Origin of the sequence: Rhodomicrobium udaipurense JA643, from assembly GCF_000636015.1 — a bacterium.
Classification (GTDB): domain Bacteria; phylum Pseudomonadota; class Alphaproteobacteria; order Rhizobiales; family Rhodomicrobiaceae; genus Rhodomicrobium; species Rhodomicrobium udaipurense.
Genome location: NZ_JFZJ01000025.1, coordinates 1 through 19,204, shown reverse-complemented (window position 1 = coordinate 19,204; position 19,204 = coordinate 1). Strand labels below are relative to the sequence as shown.

20 protein-coding genes are annotated in these 19,204 nt (G+C 60.8%); 14 read left to right on the top strand and 6 right to left on the bottom strand.

What is annotated here, in order from left to right:
- Positions 1-126 precede the first annotated feature (126 nt).
- On the top strand, positions 127-1,068 hold the full coding sequence (locus T281_RS05955; protein WP_037235703.1) for a VWD domain-containing protein: 942 nt from the start codon (positions 127-129) through the stop codon (positions 1,066-1,068).
- A gap of 120 nt (positions 1,069-1,188) precedes the next feature.
- On the opposite strand, the gene T281_RS05950 is transcribed toward T281_RS05955, so the two are convergent.
- Positions 1,189-1,830, bottom strand: coding sequence for a secretin N-terminal domain-containing protein (locus T281_RS05950; protein WP_155955119.1), 642 nt, complete (start codon positions 1,828-1,830; stop codon positions 1,189-1,191).
- 391 nt (positions 1,831-2,221) lie between these two features.
- Between T281_RS05950 and T281_RS05945 the strand changes: the two genes are divergently transcribed.
- The 11 genes from T281_RS05945 (at position 2,222) to T281_RS05895 (ending at position 10,684) form a co-directional block, all read left to right on the top strand.
- Entirely contained in the window at positions 2,222-2,767 is a 546-nt protein-coding gene (locus T281_RS05945) for a hypothetical protein (RefSeq protein WP_037235700.1), read from the top strand.
- A 15-nt stretch (positions 2,768-2,782) separates the two neighbouring features.
- Entirely contained in the window at positions 2,783-3,577 is a 795-nt protein-coding gene (gene sctJ / locus T281_RS05940) for a type III secretion system inner membrane ring lipoprotein SctJ (RefSeq protein ID WP_081796625.1), read from the top strand.
- Entirely contained in the window at positions 3,574-4,200 is a 627-nt protein-coding gene (locus T281_RS05935; protein WP_037235697.1) for a SctK family type III secretion system sorting platform protein, read from the top strand. The genes sctJ and T281_RS05935 overlap by 4 nt, the downstream gene beginning before the upstream one ends.
- Positions 4,193-4,840, top strand: a complete 648-nt coding sequence (locus T281_RS05930; RefSeq protein WP_037235694.1) for a FliH/SctL family protein — start codon at positions 4,193-4,195, stop codon at positions 4,838-4,840. The genes T281_RS05935 and T281_RS05930 overlap by 8 nt, the downstream gene beginning before the upstream one ends.
- A gap of 5 nt (positions 4,841-4,845) precedes the next feature.
- A complete protein-coding gene (locus T281_RS05925; protein ID WP_037235731.1) occupies positions 4,846-6,180 on the top strand; it encodes a FliI/YscN family ATPase in 1,335 nt (444 codons plus the stop codon).
- Positions 6,177-6,656, top strand: coding sequence for a hypothetical protein (locus T281_RS05920; RefSeq protein WP_037235691.1), 480 nt, complete (start codon positions 6,177-6,179; stop codon positions 6,654-6,656). Before T281_RS05925 ends, T281_RS05920 begins: the two co-directional genes overlap by 4 nt.
- Positions 6,657-6,785: 129 nt before the next feature.
- A complete protein-coding gene (sctQ, locus tag T281_RS05915; protein WP_037235676.1) occupies positions 6,786-7,772 on the top strand; it encodes a type III secretion system cytoplasmic ring protein SctQ in 987 nt (328 codons plus the stop codon).
- Complete coding sequence (gene sctR / locus T281_RS05910; RefSeq protein WP_037235674.1) at positions 7,765-8,418, top strand: type III secretion system export apparatus subunit SctR; 654 nt, start codon at positions 7,765-7,767, stop codon at positions 8,416-8,418. The genes sctQ and sctR overlap by 8 nt, the downstream gene beginning before the upstream one ends.
- A gap of 117 nt (positions 8,419-8,535) precedes the next feature.
- Positions 8,536-8,805: an EscS/YscS/HrcS family type III secretion system export apparatus protein gene (locus tag T281_RS05905; protein ID WP_037235672.1), complete on the top strand. Its 270-nt coding sequence runs from the start codon at positions 8,536-8,538 to the stop codon at positions 8,803-8,805.
- A gap of 24 nt (positions 8,806-8,829) precedes the next feature.
- Entirely contained in the window at positions 8,830-9,645 is an 816-nt protein-coding gene (gene sctT, locus T281_RS05900) for a type III secretion system export apparatus subunit SctT (protein WP_162173121.1), read from the top strand.
- A complete protein-coding gene (locus tag T281_RS05895; RefSeq protein WP_037235667.1) occupies positions 9,638-10,684 on the top strand; it encodes an EscU/YscU/HrcU family type III secretion system export apparatus switch protein in 1,047 nt (348 codons plus the stop codon). The genes sctT and T281_RS05895 overlap by 8 nt, the downstream gene beginning before the upstream one ends.
- A gap of 463 nt (positions 10,685-11,147) precedes the next feature.
- Here the strand turns inward: T281_RS05895 and T281_RS05885 are convergent, their stop codons facing one another.
- The 3 genes from T281_RS05885 to T281_RS19285 all read right to left on the bottom strand — a co-directional run bounded on the left by T281_RS05885 (position 11,148) and on the right by T281_RS19285 (position 13,025).
- Positions 11,148-11,468: a hypothetical protein gene (locus tag T281_RS05885; RefSeq protein ID WP_037235665.1), complete on the bottom strand. Its 321-nt coding sequence runs from the start codon at positions 11,466-11,468 to the stop codon at positions 11,148-11,150.
- An 88-nt stretch (positions 11,469-11,556) separates the two neighbouring features.
- Positions 11,557-11,874: an immunity protein YezG family protein gene (locus T281_RS05880; RefSeq protein WP_037235664.1), complete on the bottom strand. Its 318-nt coding sequence runs from the start codon at positions 11,872-11,874 to the stop codon at positions 11,557-11,559.
- Complete coding sequence (locus T281_RS19285; RefSeq protein WP_199502488.1) at positions 11,874-13,025, bottom strand: DNA/RNA non-specific endonuclease; 1,152 nt, start codon at positions 13,023-13,025, stop codon at positions 11,874-11,876. The genes T281_RS05880 and T281_RS19285 overlap by 1 nt, the downstream gene beginning before the upstream one ends.
- Before the next feature lie 241 nt (positions 13,026-13,266).
- Between T281_RS19285 and T281_RS17485 the strand changes: the two genes are divergently transcribed.
- Both T281_RS17485 and T281_RS18670 read left to right on the top strand, forming a co-directional pair.
- Complete coding sequence (locus T281_RS17485) at positions 13,267-16,254, top strand: LysM peptidoglycan-binding domain-containing protein (RefSeq protein ID WP_052037126.1); 2,988 nt, start codon at positions 13,267-13,269, stop codon at positions 16,252-16,254.
- Between the two features lie 140 nt (positions 16,255-16,394).
- A complete protein-coding gene (locus tag T281_RS18670) occupies positions 16,395-16,748 on the top strand; it encodes a hypothetical protein (protein WP_155955118.1) in 354 nt (117 codons plus the stop codon).
- A gap of 276 nt (positions 16,749-17,024) precedes the next feature.
- On the opposite strand, the gene T281_RS17480 is transcribed toward T281_RS18670, so the two are convergent.
- On the bottom strand, positions 17,025-17,669 hold the full coding sequence (locus T281_RS17480) for a hypothetical protein (RefSeq protein WP_155955117.1): 645 nt from the start codon (positions 17,667-17,669) through the stop codon (positions 17,025-17,027).
- A 349-nt stretch (positions 17,670-18,018) separates the two neighbouring features.
- A partial coding sequence (locus tag T281_RS19060; protein WP_037235659.1) for a hypothetical protein occupies positions 18,019-19,204 on the bottom strand: 1,186 nt, incomplete at its 5' end.

Below are 19,204 nucleotides of genomic sequence, written 5' to 3'. Positions count from 1 at the left end.
CCAAAATTGCTCGGAGAGGACAGGATTACGTCAGGATAAGCCCGGTAGGTTCCATACGCACATTGCAGCCGGCGCCTGAGGCGTGGGCTTCTAGGAAGTCATTCAAGGCTCGAAAAAGGAACCGTTATGAGCAATATCATTTCAAACCTATTGTCGACGGCCCTCGACAATGTGGCCGGCAACCTGAAGCAGGACGCCAAGATTCTGGAAGCGTTCGCCGATCTGCTCAAGTCCGGCGGCAATCATCATTGCCACCACGGCGACTCTTCCTCCAACTCCTCCAGTTCTTCCAACTCTTCGAACTGCCGCGGCAAGACGAGCGAAGAAGGCTACGACGGCACCGGCCGCATCTGGGGCGATCCGCACTTTGAAGGCGCCAAAGGTCAGAAATATGATATTCAGGGCGAGGCTGGTCATAAGTACAACTTGCTGAGCGACGAAGGCATCAATGTCAATGCCAAGTTCCAGGCGTACGGCAGCAACGGCGCGACCACGGTCGGCGAACTGGGTGTTATTCTCGACGGCGACGAGATCAAGGCGACCGCCGACGGCAAGCTCACGATCAACGGCAAGGAGATCACGGAAGACGGTTCGTATCTCAATGGCGCTGTCGAGAAGCACGGCGACAAGATCACCATCAAGAACAATCACTATCAGATCACCTTCACGGACAAAGGCGACTACTTCGACCTCGACCTGAAGGCGACCGACGCCGGTCAGGATCGCGAGCCGGGCGGCCTCTGGGGCCAGAGCCTCGACGGTGACAAGATCGACACCGACTACAAGCACTTCGAGGTGTCGAACCTGTTCTCCACGCCAAAGAACCAGGTCGGCTATTCCGGCGATGAACTCGGTGGCAATGGCCACGGCCATCACTCGAACGGTGGCGGACTTTCCTCGATCAACACCGACTTTGAAGTGCCGGAACTCGAAGGCGACACCACGCAGGATGCCCTCAATTTCCAGAAGGCGATGTTCGAATTCGCCACGAAGGTGTCTGCCGCGACCACCGCAATCAACACGCTCGGCAATGCTCTGAAGGATGCCACCGGCAAGGTTCCGCAGTAAGCATGACGCCCGGGGCCGATCAGTCGGCCCCGGTCCCGTTTGGGAACAACGGGACCAACGGCACAAGAAAAGACCGCTGCACCGGCGATGCAGCGGTCTTTTTTCTCGGAATTCAGTTCGTTACTGCCTCCGACCTACCTTCGCCTCCGATGAAAACTTCACGATCTCGGCCGCCGATCCACGATAGATCGTAGTTTGGGAAACCGGGCCGGGCGCTGGACCGATGCGGACGTTTTCGAGGTTGGGAAGCGCAATCGCAGTTTGTTCCACGAGGGAAACATAGCGCGGCGGTCCGGACACGATCACCGATCCAGCTTTCGGCCCCGCGCGCAGCGGGTAGCGCTCATCGCTGAAGCCGAGGATCTTGAGGGCCTTCACGAGTTCCTCAGGCGGAGAGGAGGGCAGCGAAACGAAACGCGTCGTCTTCTCATCGGCCGAGGAAATGTAAAGCGTGTACCCGTCGTAATACCAGTCTAGCGCGTAGGCCGCGCAAATATTCACCAGAAATTGTTTGGCCGTCAGGCGCTCAAGTCGTCCGCGCAGGCGTCCTTGTACTTTCGAACTGGTTTCGATGGGGATGCCGACATTATGGCCGAACTCGCGAAGCGCAACGGACACGTCCTGTTCAACGACGCTGTAAGGATAGGGCGTATCCGGCAGTGCGGGTTCAGCGGCAATTGCCACGGGCCCGGCCCAAACAGCCGTCATCGCCACAGCAGCGACTGATACCAGTCGGCAGCGAAGGTATGTCTGCACTCTCATCAATGCGGCCTCCCGAAAACAGTTCTCGCGTAAGTGTACAAAGCGGCTCGCTCCGTATGCAGATGTCCGACCCGGGCGGGCCAGAAAACGGCACAATGTCGTAATTCAGCTGTCACAAAACACATGTATATGACACCATAATGGCCATCAGGCAGTTACGCTGAGCAATATACAATTTTTCTCAAATATATATTTTTTTGACAATATAGTTTTTTTGAAATAGGCTGTTTTCCGCTTGATGTAATATTTTAGTATAAACAGGAGCGTTCTGACTATTTTATCTTATCTTTCAGTCAGCGGCACCCTTGCCGCATGCTCAGCGGGTGAAATGGGCTTTACCCGCTTGAGTAGATGAAAGCGTTATTGAACTTTGTTGTCGAGTGGGGGGACAATGAGTTTCGAAGCGGGTATCGGTGCCGTCGAGGCAGTTGGCCAGGCGGTCCGTCAAAGTGCAGTCGAAGTGCAGCAGGCGGCTGTGTCAGTCAGCGACGCGCATCTCGCTCAGGCTTTCGAGACCGGCATCGCGAAAGCATCCGAAACTGCCTCGCTCTCTTTCCAGGCGACCGAGGAAGCGCGCCGCAAGGCGGTCGAAACGGCGGGCTCCGCGCGCGTCGATCTCGCTCAGTCCACGACCGTGGAAATGCGCCCCGCTGATGGCCGCGACAGCTTGGGCGGTGGCCTTTCGTCCTACATGGAGACGTTCCAGAGCCGCACATCGGGCTACTCTTCGCAGGTCGACGAATTCGTCTCGAAGATCGTCGGCACAGGGGACGCCGGCACCTCCGAGGCCGCGAAAAACGGCGGCGAAGCTTTCAGCACCGCGGAGGCGCTCCGCCTTCTCAAGGGCAGTTTCCAGTTCGCCATCGAAACGCAACTCGTCGCCAATGCGTCCAAGCATTCGACGCAGGTCTTCAACGATCTGATGAAGGGCCAGTAGGCCTCGGAGGACATCATGGCTGCACGAGTGCCTTGGGCGGCATCGCTATCGCGCGGACTGGCGGCGGCGGGTCTCGTCTTCGCGCTTTCGGCCTGCAACGTCGATCTTTACTCGAAGCTGTCCGAAGGCGAGGCGAACGAGATCGTCGCGCTTCTACTCCGCAACCATATCCAGGCGAGCCGCGTCGTGGCGAAGGACGGTTCGAGCGTGGTGCGCGTGGACGAGGCCGCTTTCGCCGACGCCATGTCGCTCCTGAGCGACGCGGGCCTTCCTCGGCAGAAATTCGCCTCTATCGGCGACGTGTTCGCGGACAACAAGCTCGTATCCTCGCCGACGGAAGAGCGCGCCCGCTTCATCTACGCGTTGAGCCAGGAACTGTCGAAGACCCTGTCCGAGATAGACGGCGTGCTTGCGGCGCGCGTCCATCTCGTGCTGCCGAAGAACGATCCACTGCGGGAGGAGCAAAAGCCGTCCTCCGCATCCGTCTTCATCAAGCACGACCCGGCGGCATCGCTCGCGCCGCTGCTGCCGCAGATCAAGACGCTCGTGACGAACAGCATCGAGGGGTTGTCCTACGACAAGGTTTCGGTGGTGTTCGTGCCGGGCCAGAAATTACACCGGGCAGCGGATACCGCTTCGTCGCCCGCGCGGGCGACGCTGTTGAATTCGTTGCCCGTCCCTCTGCTGATCGGCGGCGCGATAGCCGGCTGGTTCGTCGCGCTGGCGCTTCTGCTGGGGCGCGGTTCGCGGCCCGGGCCACGTCCGGCGCCGGCGCCGCTGCCTGCCGCCCGCGCGGGAGGCGACGAATGACGCTCGCCAACACGTCCAATTGGGCCGACTTTGATCGCTCGCCGATTTCCTACATTCACCCAGAGCGCTCGGGCGAATGGTTTTCCGACCTCCCGCAGCATCTCGTTGCGTCGTTGTCCGGAAACCAGCGTCTGCGCCCCAGACTGTCGGAGATGATAGCGCGGCACTACCATTTGCCCCCCGTTCCGGCAGTCGCAAGCGACATCGACCACGCCATCGCCGCTCTCGATGCGCGCGTTCTGGAGACCATCATAGCGGCGGCCGGTGCAGTCTGGTACGGACACGCCTTCGCCAAAACCATCGACAAGGCGTCGCTTGCCGCGGTTCTCGCGCTGGTGGACGAAAAGACCTACCGCTTCGCCGTGGAGCATGCGGAACTCGCACCGCCAACAGGCGACGCGATCGTGTCGCCGCCAACGGCCGACGCGTTGAACGAGGCTGGACGAGGCTGCTTCATCGCGTGGATCGAAGCGTTGCCCGAATGGCTCGGCGGGCGCGTGGCGCTGAAATTTCCGGCAGCTTTCATCGCATCCGGGGCGCTCGGGGATCAGCAGGTCTACGGCCCCGCCATCGTCCGCAAATGCGCGGATTTCGTAGACCGGGAGCGCAAGCCCCATGGATGAGGGAAGCCATTCTTCGTTGAACGATCTTTCCGACAACGTTGACGCGCTGCTGGCGCGTAAGCCCGTTGGGGCCATCTTGCGCGCCGATGAAATGAAGACCTGGGAGGAAGGCCGCGCCTGGCTCGTCTCGGCGCGACGCGCCTGTCGGGACGTAGAAGAAACTCTTCCCGGCATCCTGGCCGAAGAAAAGGCCAAGGCGCGCCACGAAGGGCGCGATGAGGGCCTGCGCGACGCCATCGCGCTGATGGCGGAGATGAACGCGAAGGCCGTCGGGCATTACACGCGGATCCGGGAAGAGTTCACAAGCCTCGTCATTCGCGCGGCGGGCGAAATCATCGGCGAACTTCCGCCAGCCGATGCCGTGTCCGCGACGGTCCTGAAGACGCTCAGGACGCTTGATCTCGGCGCTGAATTCGCCTTGTACGTCTCGCCCGAAGTGTTCGACGACGTACGCGACAGGCTGAGCCGGGCGCTCGATCCCACGACGAAAGCGAAGCTGTTTCTGAGGCAAGATCCGAAGTTTTCCGCCACCGAATGCCGGCTCGTCAGCGAATTCGGACTCGTCGAACTCTCGCTCGACAAACAGTTCGACATTCTCGCCGAAAGTCTGCGCGCGGCTGGCATTGGCGTGGAGGCTTGAACACGATGCTGCACGAAGCGCCTCGCCTCGACATCGTGCCGCGCCTTCACGATGCCGTGGCCTCTGCCAACACGCGTCCGCTCAAGGGCCGGGTGAAGCGTATCGTCGGCACCATGATCCACGCCATGGTGCCTAACGCGCGGCTTGGCGAAGTCTGCACGCTACGCGACATCGCAAGCGGCGTCACGAGCTACGCCGAGATCGTCGGCTTCGATGACATGGTGGCGATGCTGAGCCCGCTCGGCCCCATTCAAGGGCTTTCGACAGCTACGGAAGTCAGCACGACGGGCCGCTTTCTGGAAACGCCGGTGGGCGAAGCGCTTCTCGGACGCGTGCTCGACGGCTTCGGCGAACCGCTCGATACAGACGCCAAGGGGCCCCTTCCTGCGCTCGACGCAAAGCCGCTCGAAGCGCTCGCGCCGCCCGCCCTGTCCCGCCGTGTCATTGACCGGCCGCTTTCTGTCGGCATCCGCTCCATCGACGGGCTTCTCACCTGCGCCGAAGGCCAGCGGATCGGTATCTACGGCGAGCCGGGCACCGGCAAGTCGCAGCTCCTCGGCCAGATCCTGCGCTTTTCGGATGCGGACGTGAACGTGATCGCGCTCGTCGGCGAACGTGGGCGCGAGGTGCGCGAATTTATCGAGCACCAGCTTCCGGGCGAGGCCATGGCGCGCTCTGTGATGGTGGTCGCGACCTCGGATCGTTCGTCGGTTGAACGTGTGAAGGGCGCGCAAACGGCGATGACCATCGCCGAACGGTTCCGCGATGAAGGTCGCCGCGTGCTGCTCGTCGTGGACAGTATCACGAGGCTTGCGCGCGCTCTGCGGGAAATCGGGCTTGCGGCCGGGGAACCGCCGACGCGGCGCGGCTTTCCTCCCTCGGTTTTCACGAAGCTGCCCGGCCTTTTCGAGCGCGCAGGAATGGGCGCCAAGGGATCGATCACCGCATTCTTCACGGTGCTGATGGAGGGTGACGGCACATCGGATCCGGTTGCGGAGGAAACGCGCAGTCTCCTCGACGGCCACATTATCCTGTCGCCGAAGTTCGTGCGTTCAGGGCATTTTCCCGCCATCGACGTGCCCGCCAGTTTGAGCCGCGTGATGCTCGACGTCGTGAAGCGCGATCATGCGGAGGCGGCGCGGAAAATCCGTCAGCTCATCGCCAAGCATGCAGAAGTCGAATTCCTGATACAGGTCGGCGAATACAAGCCGGGAGGCGATCCGCTCGCCGATGAAGCCATCGCGAAATGGCCGCGCATCCTCGACTTCCTGCGCCAGCCGTCGCTGGAGCGCGCCGACTTCGTCTCCACGCTCGCCCAGTTGAGGAGTCTGGCCGAATGAGCTTTCCCGCGCTCGAAGCCATCGAGAAACTACGCGAGCTTCGCGAACGCAGCGCGCTCGTCGAACTCGAAAGCAGCAACCGCGCCCGCGATATCGCCGACGCTAGGGCCGACCGTTTCGAGGCGCACCTTCAGGTTCGCTCGGACGCAGTCAAGAACGAGCAGGCGCGCATCTATGGCGAACTGGTCGACCGTCAGATCACCTCGAACGAACTCGACGACATCCACGCCCGCGTCGAGAGCAAGAACGCAGACCTTCGCGACCTCGCCGAAAAGGCCGGGCAGGCGAAGGTGGAGGCGGAGACGGCAGGCGAGAAAGCCGAGGCAGCGCGCTTTCGACACATGCGGCTTTTCAAGGCTCAGCAGAAATGGGCAGCCCTGATGAACCGGGAATCGCAGCGCCTCGACCGCGCGGAGGCGGAACGCGACGATCTCGTCATCGAGGACAGTTTCCATCCCACTCGAACCCGCTGGTGACGCATGTCTGCACTCAGTCATAGCGCCGCTATAGCAACGACCAACGCGAACGGCGCAAGCCCCTCCGGCATGGGAGCGGCGACAGGTGCATTTGCGCCCGCATTTCCCTCGGTTTCTCCCGCGCAAATTATGGCGAGCAACGCCTGGTATCGCCAGCGTCCGCCGTTGCAGTTTCAAGATGCGCGCATCCCGTTCAGTTTATCCGCGTCCCGCGCCGCACTCGAACCGCGCGACGGCGTGCATGCCACGGTTCAGTTCAGGATCGGCGAAGCGCCCGCCAGTCTGATCGCGCCGCACCAACTACTCGCCGCAATCGCCGGCGAATTCGGTGTCGATTATCGCGCGGTTGGTGCGTCCACCGTACTGCTTCTCGTCGAGCACCGGTGGACGGCGTTCCTGACGCGCATGGAACACCTGCTGAACGCCGAAATCATACCCGTCGGACTGGCAAACGTGCCGCTCGCCGTTTCCGGCACCGACGCGGCAGCGCTCGACGTGATCCTTGAATTTCTGGGCGAGGCGCATCTGTTTAGGCTACTCCTGCCCCCCAACATCGCGCGGGGCTTCGCCGCGTGGCTTGGCGCGCTGCCGGTCCAGCCTCCGAGCGCGGAGACCTACCCGGTCAGCGCGGCGCTTCGTGTGGGGCGTGCGCGGATCACGCTGGCGGAACTCGGCAACCTTCGGCTCGGCGACGTGGTGCTTGTCGAGACGCCGCTGACGCCTTCGGAACTGATGGCGGTGTTCGGCGAGCGGCACGCAGCGAGGGCACGCCGCGAAGGAACACGCATCGTCATTCAGGAAAACGCAACCCGGCTGTCGGGCGAGCAGGAAAAGGTGTGGTGCATGTCGGAAAAAGCGAATGAAGGCATTGGGGCGGCCCAGTTCGATGGCGTTCTCGACGACATACAGATCGGACTGACGTTCGAACTCGGCCGCGAGGAAATCGAGCTGAAGCTGTTGCGCCAGATCGGCGAGGGATACGTCTTCGAACTGCATCGCGATCCGCGCACCGCTGTCGACATCCTTGCCGGAAGCCGCCGCATCGGCCAGGGCGAACTCGTGCTCGTCAACGAGACGCTCGGCGTGCGCGTGACCCGGCTCTTCGATCATGGATAGTTTTTCGCCGAACGTCATCACGCTCGTCGTCGTCGTCGCGGGGCTCGGCCTCATTACGTTCGCCGTCGTGACGATGACGTCCTTCATCAAGATTTCGGTCGTGATGTTCCTGCTCCGGAACGCGCTCGGCATCCAGCAGACTCCGCCGAACATCGTCCTGTACGGCATCGCGCTGGTGCTTACGGTCTTCATCAGCGCGCCCTTGGCCCAGCAGGTGTATTCGCGGCTCGACGCGCCGAACTTGAAGCTCGAAAGCTTTCAGGACTGGATCGCCGCCAGCGAGAAGGCACGTGAGCCCGTGCGGGAGTATTTGACACGCTTCACGGGGGCGGGCGAACGCGACTTCTTCCTCAACGCCACGAAGCGCGTCTGGCCGAAGGACATGCACGAGACGGCGACGAGCAGCGATCTTGCGATCCTCATCCCGTCCTTCGTCATCACGGAATTGCGCCGCGCCTTCGAAATCGGGTTTCTGATCTACCTGCCCTTTATCGCGATCGACCTCATCATTTCAGCGATCCTTATGGCGCTCGGCATGTCGATGGTGCCACCGATCACGATCTCGGTGCCGTTCAAGCTGTTCCTGTTCGTGGCAATCGAGGGCTGGTCAAAACTCTTCCACGGGCTGGTGCTGAGCTATGCGTGATGGCGTTCAGACCGGCTCGGCGGAGCCCAACCCGCACGCGCACGCGTCAGCCGAAGCATGCCGCACCCTGGCGGCTTACATTATTCGTCGGACGACGCCAGACACGGAGTGAGCGCGATGCCCGAGTCCACCATCATCGCCCAGTTCCAGACCATGATGAACATCGTGGCCTTCGTTGCACTGCCGCCGCTCCTCGTCGCGATGGCCGTCGGCCTCGTCGTGGCGATCCTTCAGGCGGCGACACAGATTCAGGACCAGACCCTTCCCCTGACCGTCAAGGTGATCGCGGTCGGGCTCACGCTCGCGATCGCCGGCACGATGCTTACGCGCCCGCTGTTCGAGCATTCCAACCGCATCTTCGAAGACTTCGCGAGCATTACTCGATGATGGCTAACCGCCCGGTGCATGGCCATGACCCCAGCCGTTAATGCGCCCGGCACGCTATCGGACATCGCCCACGTCTACCTCTTCGCCTTCGCGCTGTCATTGCCGCGCGCCTATGCGATGTTTTCCTTCGTGCCGATCACCACGCGGCTCGGGCTTCCGGAGCTTCTGCGCGCGACGACCGTTTTGGCGATCATGCTGCCGGTCATTGAGCCGTTCGCCGAGGAAATCCGCAAGGTTCCCGAGATGACGGCTTTCACGCTCGCCGCGCTCTGCATCAAGGAAGCCGTCATCGGCATAATGCTCGGCCTTGTGCTGGGACTGCCCTTCTGGGCGCTGGAAGTGGCCGGCAACATCCTCGACTTCGTGCGGCAGGCGCCGGACGCGCAGCTTCAGGACCCGCAGGGCACCACGGAATCGAGTATCACCGGCACGCTGCTGTCAATCTTCGTGATCTTCGTGTTCCTCGCGTACGGCGGCTTCGGCATTCTGACAGACGTCGTCTATACGAGCTTCGGGGCGTGGCCCATGCTGGAACTTGCGCCCGCGCTCGCAACCGATGCTGTGCTGAAGTTCGGCCCGCTGCTCGACAAGCTGTTCCGCATGGCGCTCGTGCTGGCCGCACCGGTGCTCGCGATGATCCTGCTCGCGTTCCTCATTCTCATCATGATCGCGAGGTTCGTGCCGCAGATCAACGTCTTCGACCTTTCGATGTCGGCCCGCAACATCGCTTTCTTCATCGCGCTTCCGATCTATCTCGTCTTCGTGCTCGACTACCTCATGCCCGAGCTTGCCGCGACGAAGACCGTCGTCGAGACGGTAAGGGCGTTCCTCCATGGCTAAGAACGACACTTCGGAAGAAAAGACGCTTCCGCCATCCCCGAAGAAACTTCGCGACCTGCGCAAGAAGGGGCAGATAGCGCGTAGCACCGACATGGTGACGGGCGTGGCGACGACAGGCGCGGCGCTGTATCTCGTCGGGACCGCGAGCGGCTTCTCGCGCGATTTCGAGATAACCACCCGCGTCGTGTTCGACCTCCAGAACGCGCCGTTCGAACTTGCCGCATCGGAGGCGCTCGCCGCGCTCGGCGTTTTTGTCGGACTTTATCTCGCCGGGCTCATCGCGGTGGTGGTCGGCTGTGTCATCATAGCCAATGTGATCGTCAACAAGGGCTTCCTGTTCTCGCTCGATCCGATGAAGCTGAGCTTCGACAAACTGAACCCTGTCGAGGGATTTCAGCGGCTCGTTTCGGTTCGCAGCGCCGTCGAACTGGTGAAAATCTCGCTCAAGACGGCGCTGCTGATCTCGCTTTGCCTGATCGCGATGACGAGCGGGCTTCAGGCAATTTTCTCGATCCCCTTCTGCGGCGTCGAGTGCGTCGGGCCGATTCTGGGTCGCGTCGCCACGCCGATGATCGTCATCGCCATCGCCATCCTCCTTTTCGCAGGCATCATTGACGTCGCCGTTCAGACGTGGCTGTTCCGACGCGACCAGCGCATGTCAAAGACCGAGGCAAAGCGCGAGCGGAAGGACGAGGAGGGCTCGCCCGAGGTGCGCACTGCTCAAAAGCGCCAGCGCTCGCGCTTCCTGCAGACGGCGTCGCACTACACTGAAGAAGACGCGACGATCTTCATCGAAGGTCATTCGGTTGCCGTGGGCCTGCGTTTCGTGCGAAACGAGACGCCGCTGCCTGTGATCGTTTGCAAGGGGCGCGGCGAGCAGGCGGCGCGTCTGCTGGCGGCGGCGCAGGGGCGTGTGGCGATTCACTTCGACGACGAGTTCGCCTCAGGGCTCGCCCAGCGCGCAGAACTCGGCGGCACCCTGCCGGAAGCTTATTTCCCCAACTTCATCAAAGCCTTGCAAGAAACGGGGCAGCTCTGATGCCACGCATAACGTTTCGGCTTGAAAAAAGTCACACAAAGACGGCGCTTTACGGCTCTCGACGGCTGGGTGGCCATGACGGGAAAGTGAGAGAACTTTCAGGGGCTCGCCTCAATCATATTTCAGTTTCAAAGAAAGCTTGTTCGCCTCCACATCCATCGTGCAAATGAACTCATTCCACGGCGGTTGGTTCTGTGACGTCGAAGAAGGCGCGGTGCTCGACTAGAAGGTCGAGTAGGGCGCCGCCGAGCTTGCCGCCGCCCTTGAACCACTTCGTCGAGCCGTCCCCGTTTGTATACTCAAACTGGCACTGAGCGACGTCGCCCTCGGGAACAGCTTCGCCCGCATGGTGATGTTGTGGGCATCGTCCGGGGCAGCGTCGTGCAGTAACTGCCCGATCCTCTGGCAAATTTCGATGTCTCGGGCATAGCTAGACAGCGTCGAGCCTTTCCCCGAGATAGGTTCAGTCATAGTTAAGCTTCAGCGAAAACTTCTCCGCTTCCACATCCATCGTGAAATTGAATTCACGCCACGGCGGTTGATTCTGGGAAACAAAAAAATCACGATGCTCGTTCAGAAGATTCATCAGTTCCGAGTTGACATTTGTGGGGGCTAGAAACCAGTTCGCCTCGCCCGACTCATTAATCGAGTCGAATTCGAACCGTACCGCATCACCCTCGGGCGCGAGCTTGGCGCGCATCACGATCTTGCGTGCGGTGTCCGGGGCCGTATCGTAAAGCAGTTGCCCGATCCTGTTACAGATTTCGATGTCGCGACTCTGCAACAACGCCCTCCCGACGCGTTCTTGAACATTTCTTGCACCGGCCGCTCGTTGCCAATTTCCAAGCTTCCGCAACGCCCTTTGCAAAGCGTTAGTATTTCAAATTCATCGAAAATTTCCCAGTCTCGACATCTATCGTTATCGTACATGCCTTCCAAGGCGATTGATTTTGGGAAACGAAAAAGGCCCGATGGCGCTCAAGGAGATCAAGCAAGCGTGAGTTGGTTTTGCCAGTCGAAGCGAACCAGTTCACGTCACCTTTTTCGTTCTCGTAATCGAATTCAAACTCTCCGACGTCTCCTTCATCGGCAAGCTTCGCCCGCATGATGATTTTCCGTGCATCATCTGGAGCTACGTCGTAAAGCAACTGGCCAATCTCTCGATTGATCACGATGTCGGTGCTTTCCATTACCTCACTCCGGGCGCATTCCTAAAGGTCACTTCCACCGGACGATCATTGCCAATACGATACGTTATGTTGAAGCTTTCCGGTCGGATGCTGGATCCATCGTAAACGTTTTCGATCTTCACATGAACCGGTTTTCCGTCTTGGAGAGCCTCACGCCAACGATCCTCCATGCGCTTCCATGCACCGGTATTCAAATTGCCGTTCTGTGGCACCAGGTTGATCTTGTCGCCCGACCCACCTAGCGATGAAGCCACTAGGTGACCGCCCTGATCGCCGGGTTCGCCGGAATGCCCAACCGCAGACTGCGCTTTCGTGTTACGATCACGCTTGATGAGAGACAAATCAACATCCACGTCCTTAACGCGGCCGAGATCGTCGGTGTGATAGATCTTGTCGCCGTCGATCTTGTAGACCGTGTTCGGTTTCGGATTGGCTAGTTCCGCTGACCAGTTGCCCTTGGTGCCGGATTTCGTAGTGATTTCCTGCAGAACGTCGTCAGCTGCCTTCGCCGCATCGTCTCCTTTCGAGGCGAGCTTCAGCGCGTCGTCGCCCTTCGTCCCAGCCTTTGCCGCGTCATCGGCGTTGCCCGCGAGTCGGGCTGCATCGTCTGCCTTGTTGGCGAGCCTCGCCGCATCGTCGATCAGGCCAGCGCCCTTGACGGCCGCCTTGCCACCGCCTCCCACGATGCCTCCCGCCACGAGGTCGACACCGATGCCGAGGCCCATTGCGACCTCGGGACTTGCACCGAGCGCCTTGGCGGCGTCGGTCGTCGCGGCCTGTGTAAAGGTTTCGGTCGACTGACCGGAGAACGCGGTGCGAAGGCCCGCCTGAATATCGTCGATGCCGTGCAGCGCGACAGCGCCACCCACGACAGCGCCAACGCCCGTCTCGGAGGTGATGATGGCGCCCGCGACGCCGCCAACAACTTCGAGCACGCCGCCGACAGCCTGAAGCGCGCCGAGCCCGCGCGTCATCCAATCGCCGCCGGCGTCGGCCTTCTCTTCTTTCTTTGGCGCCGGCTGTTCCTGCTTTGCAGGTGTATTGGCGGGGTGGGCTTCGAGTTGCGCCTTGAAGCTGTCAGCCTTCAGCGCATCGGAAACGAAGGAAGTGTCACGGACGGACGAAATGCTGTCTGCAGCGCCTAAATTCATTTGTCTGCCCCCAGTTGACGGCAATGGCTTCCCAAAAACTGGTTACTAGCTAGCGCGGCCTACCTGACGAAGACCTGTCCACTGACCAGACGCTATCGATTTCAGGCTACCGCGCGCGGCGCATGAGCCGGTTCATTTCTTTGGCCAGCGCGGACAGGTTTTCGTCAGCATAAATCGAGAATGATCCCCCGAGATTGAGCTGGCCCGGTCCTACGCCCGGATGCATTTTTTGGGGCAAAAAATGGTTATCGCCGTACCGAATGACGTGAGTGCCGTTCGCGCCGCGACTCTGCCGAAACCCGAAGAGTCGCTCGCGGACAAGTTTCGCAGCGTTTTCGATAAAGCGAAAGACGCGGCATCTTCCCTCGTCGACCATGCGGCGACCGCGATTGAGCGAGCAAAGGCGGGGACCAGTAACCCGCTTGCAAGCGTCGCGGGCGGGGCTGAGCAAGCCGGCAAGACGATCTCCGATCCGGAGAGCCAGATTGCCCGTCTAAACACCGACGGCGATCAACTGGTTATGGCCATGACCGCAGAAGGCAAGCTGCAGTTGCCGATCGAGGGCGTGCCTATCGGCGTCAAGGGTCAGTACGGATTTTCCATCACGGTGAAGCAGGTTGGCGATGAACCGGCAGCCGACAACAACGGACAGAAGCCACATTACGATGTCACCTTCGACAAAAACCTGCTTGGCGGGGCGATGGTCGAAGCGCCCGTTCCCGGCGTCGACCCGGCCTTCGAACTGAATGCCCGAACGACCGGGTCAGTGACGATGCGTTTCGACAGTCAGCAAGACGCGGCTCGCGCCGTCCAGACCCTCCAGAAACTGGCCGCCGCGGAAGCCGTTCGCGACGGGGGCAACGCCGCGACGAAGGCGATCAACCCGCTTGCTTCGATCTCCAATCCTTTCTCGAACCCGGTCACGGACAACGGGAATCTGATACCCGGATTAGGCGATCTGGCCGCGAAAGCCGTCGAACCTTCGCAGGAAGACAGAAATTTCCTTCGCGACCATGTCACAAGCTACTCCGAGCGCCTCGGCCTTCAAGAGCGCGGCAAGGTCGCGGTCAAGTTCGCCAATCTCGGTATAGAGCCACGGCTCGACAATAATCAGTGGATTACACGCACTGTCCAACTGCCTCAGAACGGCCAGCTCGGGCGGCTCACCTATACCTTGTCGGGCGATCTGAGCCTCAGCGCCAAGGAGAAGTTGACGATCGGCAAGCAGGAGTTCGACCAGCTTGAAATCGGCTATGTGCCGCAGAACATCGTCGATCACGGCCGATTCAGCGGGGAGGTTAGCCTGAGCTGGGATCTGCCGGCGAACGGCTCGGCCAGCACAACGCCGGGCAAGGGAAACTTCTCGGCCCTGCCGGAGCTTTCCAACCTCGGCGCGCCGGATCGCCTCTCTGCGAACCTGCGTCTGGACTATCAGACGCAGGGGCTCGCCGATCTGAGCCGTACCGACATCAACCGCCTGAACTTCGGCGTGACGGTCGACAATCCTACGGAGCATGCGGGATCGGCGGTCAACAGCATGCTGCACGGCGACCTTCAGAGCGCCTTCGGTAATCTCGGCGACGACTTAACGGTTACGGCGCGAAATGAGACACTGGGGCGCGACGGCGTGCATCAGCAGCACGAGATCGGCATCGAGGTTGCCGACGTAGTGGAGGGCAAGGTTTCGCTCGAAGGCGACATCGGTCTCGATGACGTGACGAGCAGACGCACGGCCACCTTCACGGGGACCGAGATCGCCAAAAGACTGGCGGGGCCGGATGCAGAGCCGCCCGCAGCGCCGCAGGGTCCGGCGCCATCCGGTGACGCCCAGCAGAGCCCGGCGAAGCCCGATCAGGTGGTGGTTGTGCCGCATGACGGTCTCAACGTCCGCGAGACGCCGGATGCAAACGGCCAGAAGGTTTCGGCGTTCCAGCATGGTACGTTCCTTCAGCCGACAGGTAACGAGGCTTCGGACCGAAAGGGAAATCGCTGGGTCGAAGTTACCGGAACCGATGTCAACGACAGACCGGTTCAGGGTTGGGTGAATGGCTCTTACGTCACGCCGCATAAGGCTGGCGCGATGGACGCCACCGGGCGCATCGATCCTGAACTCGAAGCCGACGGATACCGCGAACATACGGTGAAGCCCGGCAATACGATCTGGGACATCGCGAAACAGAATGGCGTCGACTTCGACGAGACAGTGAGACTCAATTCGGATCACCTCATCGACCCGAACATGATCTTCCCCGGAGACACGATCTATATTCCGGGAACGGCAAAGCCGGGCGGGCCTACGCAGCCGGCGCAGCCTCAGCCACCTGTTCAGCCGCAGCAACCTTCGAGCAGCGCACCCAGCGCCGGATCGGCGGGCAGCCCGTCCGCGCCTTCTATATCTGGATCGTCCGCGCCTTCCGCCCCGTCCACCGAATCCGCGCCTTCTGTTCCGGCGACTCCAGCCGCTCCGTCCGTGCCGAGCGACTCGAACAGCACATCCGAAGGCAGTGGCTCCGACACGCCGGTAACGCAAGCGCCGCCGCGACCCGCCAATCCGCAGACGAACGCTTCAGGTCGCGCGGATCTCGGCAAGATCTTGCACGATTACCAGATGCCCGACGATCCCGGCGGCATGGTTCAGTGGGAACCCGGAGCGCCGCTCGGCTGGTTCACGGGATCGAAGAGAGTGACGGCCACCGAAAGTGAGATGCTCAACAAGCTTTCGCCGTTGGAATTGAGAGATTTCAACGACATCGCAAACTTGGCAGAAATGATCGCCAAAGAGCATTATCCTGCTCCGCGGGATAAGAAAAGCCACTTTACAGATGAGCGCGAATTCAACATATGGGGCGCAAACGACGGCCATATGGACGCCTTCCGCCATACCTACTGGAATGCGCTGATGACGGAGCGCTTCGGCGCAGAATTCACCAAGAGCTTCACGAATGCGCACGAAGGTGTTTCAGGCAATCCAGCCGACCGCGAGGCAATGGATATTTATAACAATTCAGTCGGCCGCCGCATCGCACAAGAACACCCGAACGCCTCGCCTGAACAACTCGTCGATCTAGTCCAGCAAGCGATGAACAGGGGCGAACTTGTCGTCATCGATCGAAACGGCGACCTGGCGTGGAGCGACAAGGTCTCCTATGGAGAGCATGGTGTCGCGAACGACGGCCCGGCTCCTGGCGTGATGGCGCCCGCTGACGCGAATGCGCGCACCGCGAGTTGAGAAGCATTGAGTAGCGATCCGGCGTTTGGTCGGGCGCTTTTTGAGCTGCCCCATCGTCTTTGCTGACACATGGCGGTTATGTAATTCGACATAATGAGTAGGCGGCGGAAATTTCACTTCCAGAAAAGGGAGGCAGCATTTTGAGACGCAAACTTACCGTATCGACTTTGGCCGCCATTTCTGCAACGGCTCTAGTGCTTGGGGTAAATTCGGCAGCATCTAGCAGTTTCGATTCGCAAAAATGGAGATCAGAAGCCGGGAATTTGACGTCCAGCAACTCACGCCATGGTATGTCTCTTGATCTCGAAAAGAACGTTCTGCGCATTGGAATGACGAAAGATGAGGTCGTGTCGATTTTGGGGCAGCCAGACGGGAAAAAGAAAACGGGAGCTTTCATCTACGATCTCGGTGTCGGCATGATCGACCTTGATTTTTATGTGCTCGAATTCGACGAAGCGGGTAAGCTCAAGCGGTTTTATTTCGAACCCGGTTAAACTTGCTAATCGGGCTCTCGCATTGCGCATAAAATCCAGGCGCGACACCCGAGCAGCTTGCACCGTGGTAAGGATGGCGCCCGCTGACGCGAATGCGCGCACGGCGAGCTGAGAAGCAGCATCGAATAGCGATCCGGCGTTCGGTCGGGCAAGTCTCATTTCTTTGCTGACACATGGCCTTCGTAACGATGCCATTTCAGCGCGCGGATCCCATCAACCTATCAAAAAAAGCATGCCCGCGCCGGCGGTACAGGATTTCCATTCGCTCACCCACGGTCAGCGCTTTTTCGCAGCTTGGGCGGCTGGCGCTGCGGAGGTCTCGATGGGCGCCTTGGGCTGAACCATCGCGAGGGAAATGCCGTCGAGCATCCACTGGCCATCGACTTGCAAAAAGGCGAAGTCGAAATGGACCTGCTCCGGCGACGAGGGGATGAGGCCGGTCAGACGGATGGAACCATTTTGCTGCAAGGATGGCGGCCCTGCCAGTTTTGGGGTGATGAAGAGGATCGGGGCGAGATCGAGATTGCGCTGGCGAAGGGACGCAAAAGCTTCCGCCAGCCGCGTCGGATTATTGCTCCGCTGGAAGTCCGGCGTGCCGAGATCGCGTAGCAGCGTGTAATTGCCCGTCATATTGGCCTGATTGACCGCGATTATCGTGGTCTTAATCAGCATCACGAGTTTGTAGTCGTTCGGGATGGCGGGATTGCGCGCGGCGAGCGCGTCGCCTTGTGTCGCGGCGGTCGTCCCGCCCTTTTGCTCCTTGGTCGCAGGTACTGGCTTGTTTGGTTGCGCGGAGGACTTGCTGGACGCGCTCCAATTTCCGGGCTGGGGTTGTTGTGCGCTCCGTTGGGCCCGCGCCTCCCCGACAAGCAACACGGCGAGCACCAGAACGCCAAAGCCGACTCTTGCATGTCCAGCCATCGTTACCTTCGGGTACATCACAAGCTTTCCTAGACCAGTACACGTTCGAGCGGAAGCGGCCTGACAGGCTCGACACTAAGTGTCGAGCTAGTGGAGCAAATTTGACATTTGAGTCCCGTTTGTGGCGAGCTCTCGCTCAAATGTCAAATTCAAAAGCTCCACTAAAATCAACACGTTGCTAGTGGTCCCTGTGATTCCGGCATTTGCTCACGAGGCGCCGCGAACGGATGCAAATGTCGGAATCGGACCACTAACGTGAAGATCGACGCAAAGAAGAACCGCCTGAAAAAGGCGGTTCTTCGGATTTATACCGAAGCGGCGGTGAGCCGCCTCACTTCGATCCTGCCGGTTACTTCAGCGGGGGAAGTCCGCCGCCGCCCGCGATCTGTAGCGAGACGCGGCCCGCAACCTGTTCGCGGTCGGTGCTGAAACCGATCGCGCCGCCAAGTGAGACCATGTCGTTCGCGTCGAAAACGCCGCCCGCGATGGCTGCGATGCCAGACACGGAAAACGCGTTGTAGCCGTCATAGTTGCCCCAGTTCGCGGCGAGCGCCCAGGTCTGGTCGGCAGTACGATCCGGCGTGGCGAGCGAGGTCGCGACCGCGATACCGGCCGCGAGGTCTTCCGTCCTCGACCCGAGATAACCCATCCGGTTGAAGAGGAAGCCGCCATCCGAGGCAAGGTTGCCGTTGCGGTCAGACGTCACGACTTCGAGCGGACCGGACTGATAGGCCTTGCTCTGGTAGCTGGTGATACCGGCGAAGGTATACTGGTTATTGGCGTTGCCCACGGAGACCTGGTTGGCGCGCGTGGTGGAGACTGTACCGATCGCGTAGGAGTTGGTGTAGCCCGCGTTGGCTCCCGTGCCAAACGCCCCGGAGCGGCTGCCGGAGGCTTGTGCGCCGGTGCCAATTGCAACCGCGTCGTTGGCGCTCGCCGCGGCACCGAAGCCGATCGATGTCGTTCGGTCAGCGTCGACGCCGTTACCTGAGAGAGTGCCGATAGCGATGTTGTCGTTCCCGCTCACAGCGTTGCCTGCGAGCGAGCCGCTGGCCTGATTTCGGCTGCCAGCAACCAGATTACCGGAGAGGTTACCCACGGCGACGTTACCGTTCCCGAGCACGGCGTTGCCCGAGGCGATGCCGCTCGACTGGTTGCCGATGCCGAGCACCGCATTGCCGGTTCCAACGCCGGAAGTCTGGTTCGCGTAGCCAATGACGAGATTGCCGGAAGCGGTGCCCGAAGCGCTGTTGTCATCTCCGAAGACAGCGTTGCCGGTCCCGACGCCCGACGCCGCGTTGCGGCTGCCGCGCACGATGTTGCCCGAGCCGGTGCCGGCCGCGCTGTTGTCCGAGCCATCGACGAGGTTGCCGGTGATGAAGCCCGACGCCGCGTTGCGGTCGCCGCGCACGATGTTGCCCGAGCCGGTGCCGGACGCGGCGTTGTCGCTGCCGTCGACGAGGTTGCCGGTGATGAAGCCCGATGCTCGGTTCCGGTCGCCGCGCACGAGATTGCCCGAGCCGGTGCCGGATGCA

Coding starts and splice junctions, on each gene's coding strand:
- T281_RS05955 (WP_037235703.1), top strand. CDS start 127: ATGAGCAATATCATTTCAAACCTATTGTCGACGGCCCTCGACAATGTG.
- T281_RS05950 (WP_155955119.1), bottom strand. CDS start 1,830: ATGAGAGTGCAGACATACCTTCGCTGCCGACTGGTATCAGTCGCTGCT.
- T281_RS05945 (WP_037235700.1), top strand. CDS start 2,222: ATGAGTTTCGAAGCGGGTATCGGTGCCGTCGAGGCAGTTGGCCAGGCG.
- sctJ (WP_081796625.1), top strand. CDS start 2,783: ATGGCTGCACGAGTGCCTTGGGCGGCATCGCTATCGCGCGGACTGGCG.
- T281_RS05935 (WP_037235697.1), top strand. CDS start 3,574: ATGACGCTCGCCAACACGTCCAATTGGGCCGACTTTGATCGCTCGCCG.
- T281_RS05930 (WP_037235694.1), top strand. CDS start 4,193: ATGGATGAGGGAAGCCATTCTTCGTTGAACGATCTTTCCGACAACGTT.
- T281_RS05925 (WP_037235731.1), top strand. CDS start 4,846: ATGCTGCACGAAGCGCCTCGCCTCGACATCGTGCCGCGCCTTCACGAT.
- T281_RS05920 (WP_037235691.1), top strand. CDS start 6,177: ATGAGCTTTCCCGCGCTCGAAGCCATCGAGAAACTACGCGAGCTTCGC.
- sctQ (WP_037235676.1), top strand. CDS start 6,786: ATGGCGAGCAACGCCTGGTATCGCCAGCGTCCGCCGTTGCAGTTTCAA.
- sctR (WP_037235674.1), top strand. CDS start 7,765: ATGGATAGTTTTTCGCCGAACGTCATCACGCTCGTCGTCGTCGTCGCG.
- T281_RS05905 (WP_037235672.1), top strand. CDS start 8,536: ATGCCCGAGTCCACCATCATCGCCCAGTTCCAGACCATGATGAACATC.
- sctT (WP_162173121.1), top strand. CDS start 8,830: ATGACCCCAGCCGTTAATGCGCCCGGCACGCTATCGGACATCGCCCAC.
- T281_RS05895 (WP_037235667.1), top strand. CDS start 9,638: ATGGCTAAGAACGACACTTCGGAAGAAAAGACGCTTCCGCCATCCCCG.
- T281_RS05880 (WP_037235664.1), bottom strand. CDS start 11,874: ATGGAAAGCACCGACATCGTGATCAATCGAGAGATTGGCCAGTTGCTT.
- T281_RS19285 (WP_199502488.1), bottom strand. CDS start 13,025: ATGAATTTAGGCGCTGCAGACAGCATTTCGTCCGTCCGTGACACTTCC.
- T281_RS17485 (WP_052037126.1), top strand. CDS start 13,267: ATGGTTATCGCCGTACCGAATGACGTGAGTGCCGTTCGCGCCGCGACT.
- T281_RS17480 (WP_155955117.1), bottom strand. CDS start 17,669: ATGGCTGGACATGCAAGAGTCGGCTTTGGCGTTCTGGTGCTCGCCGTG.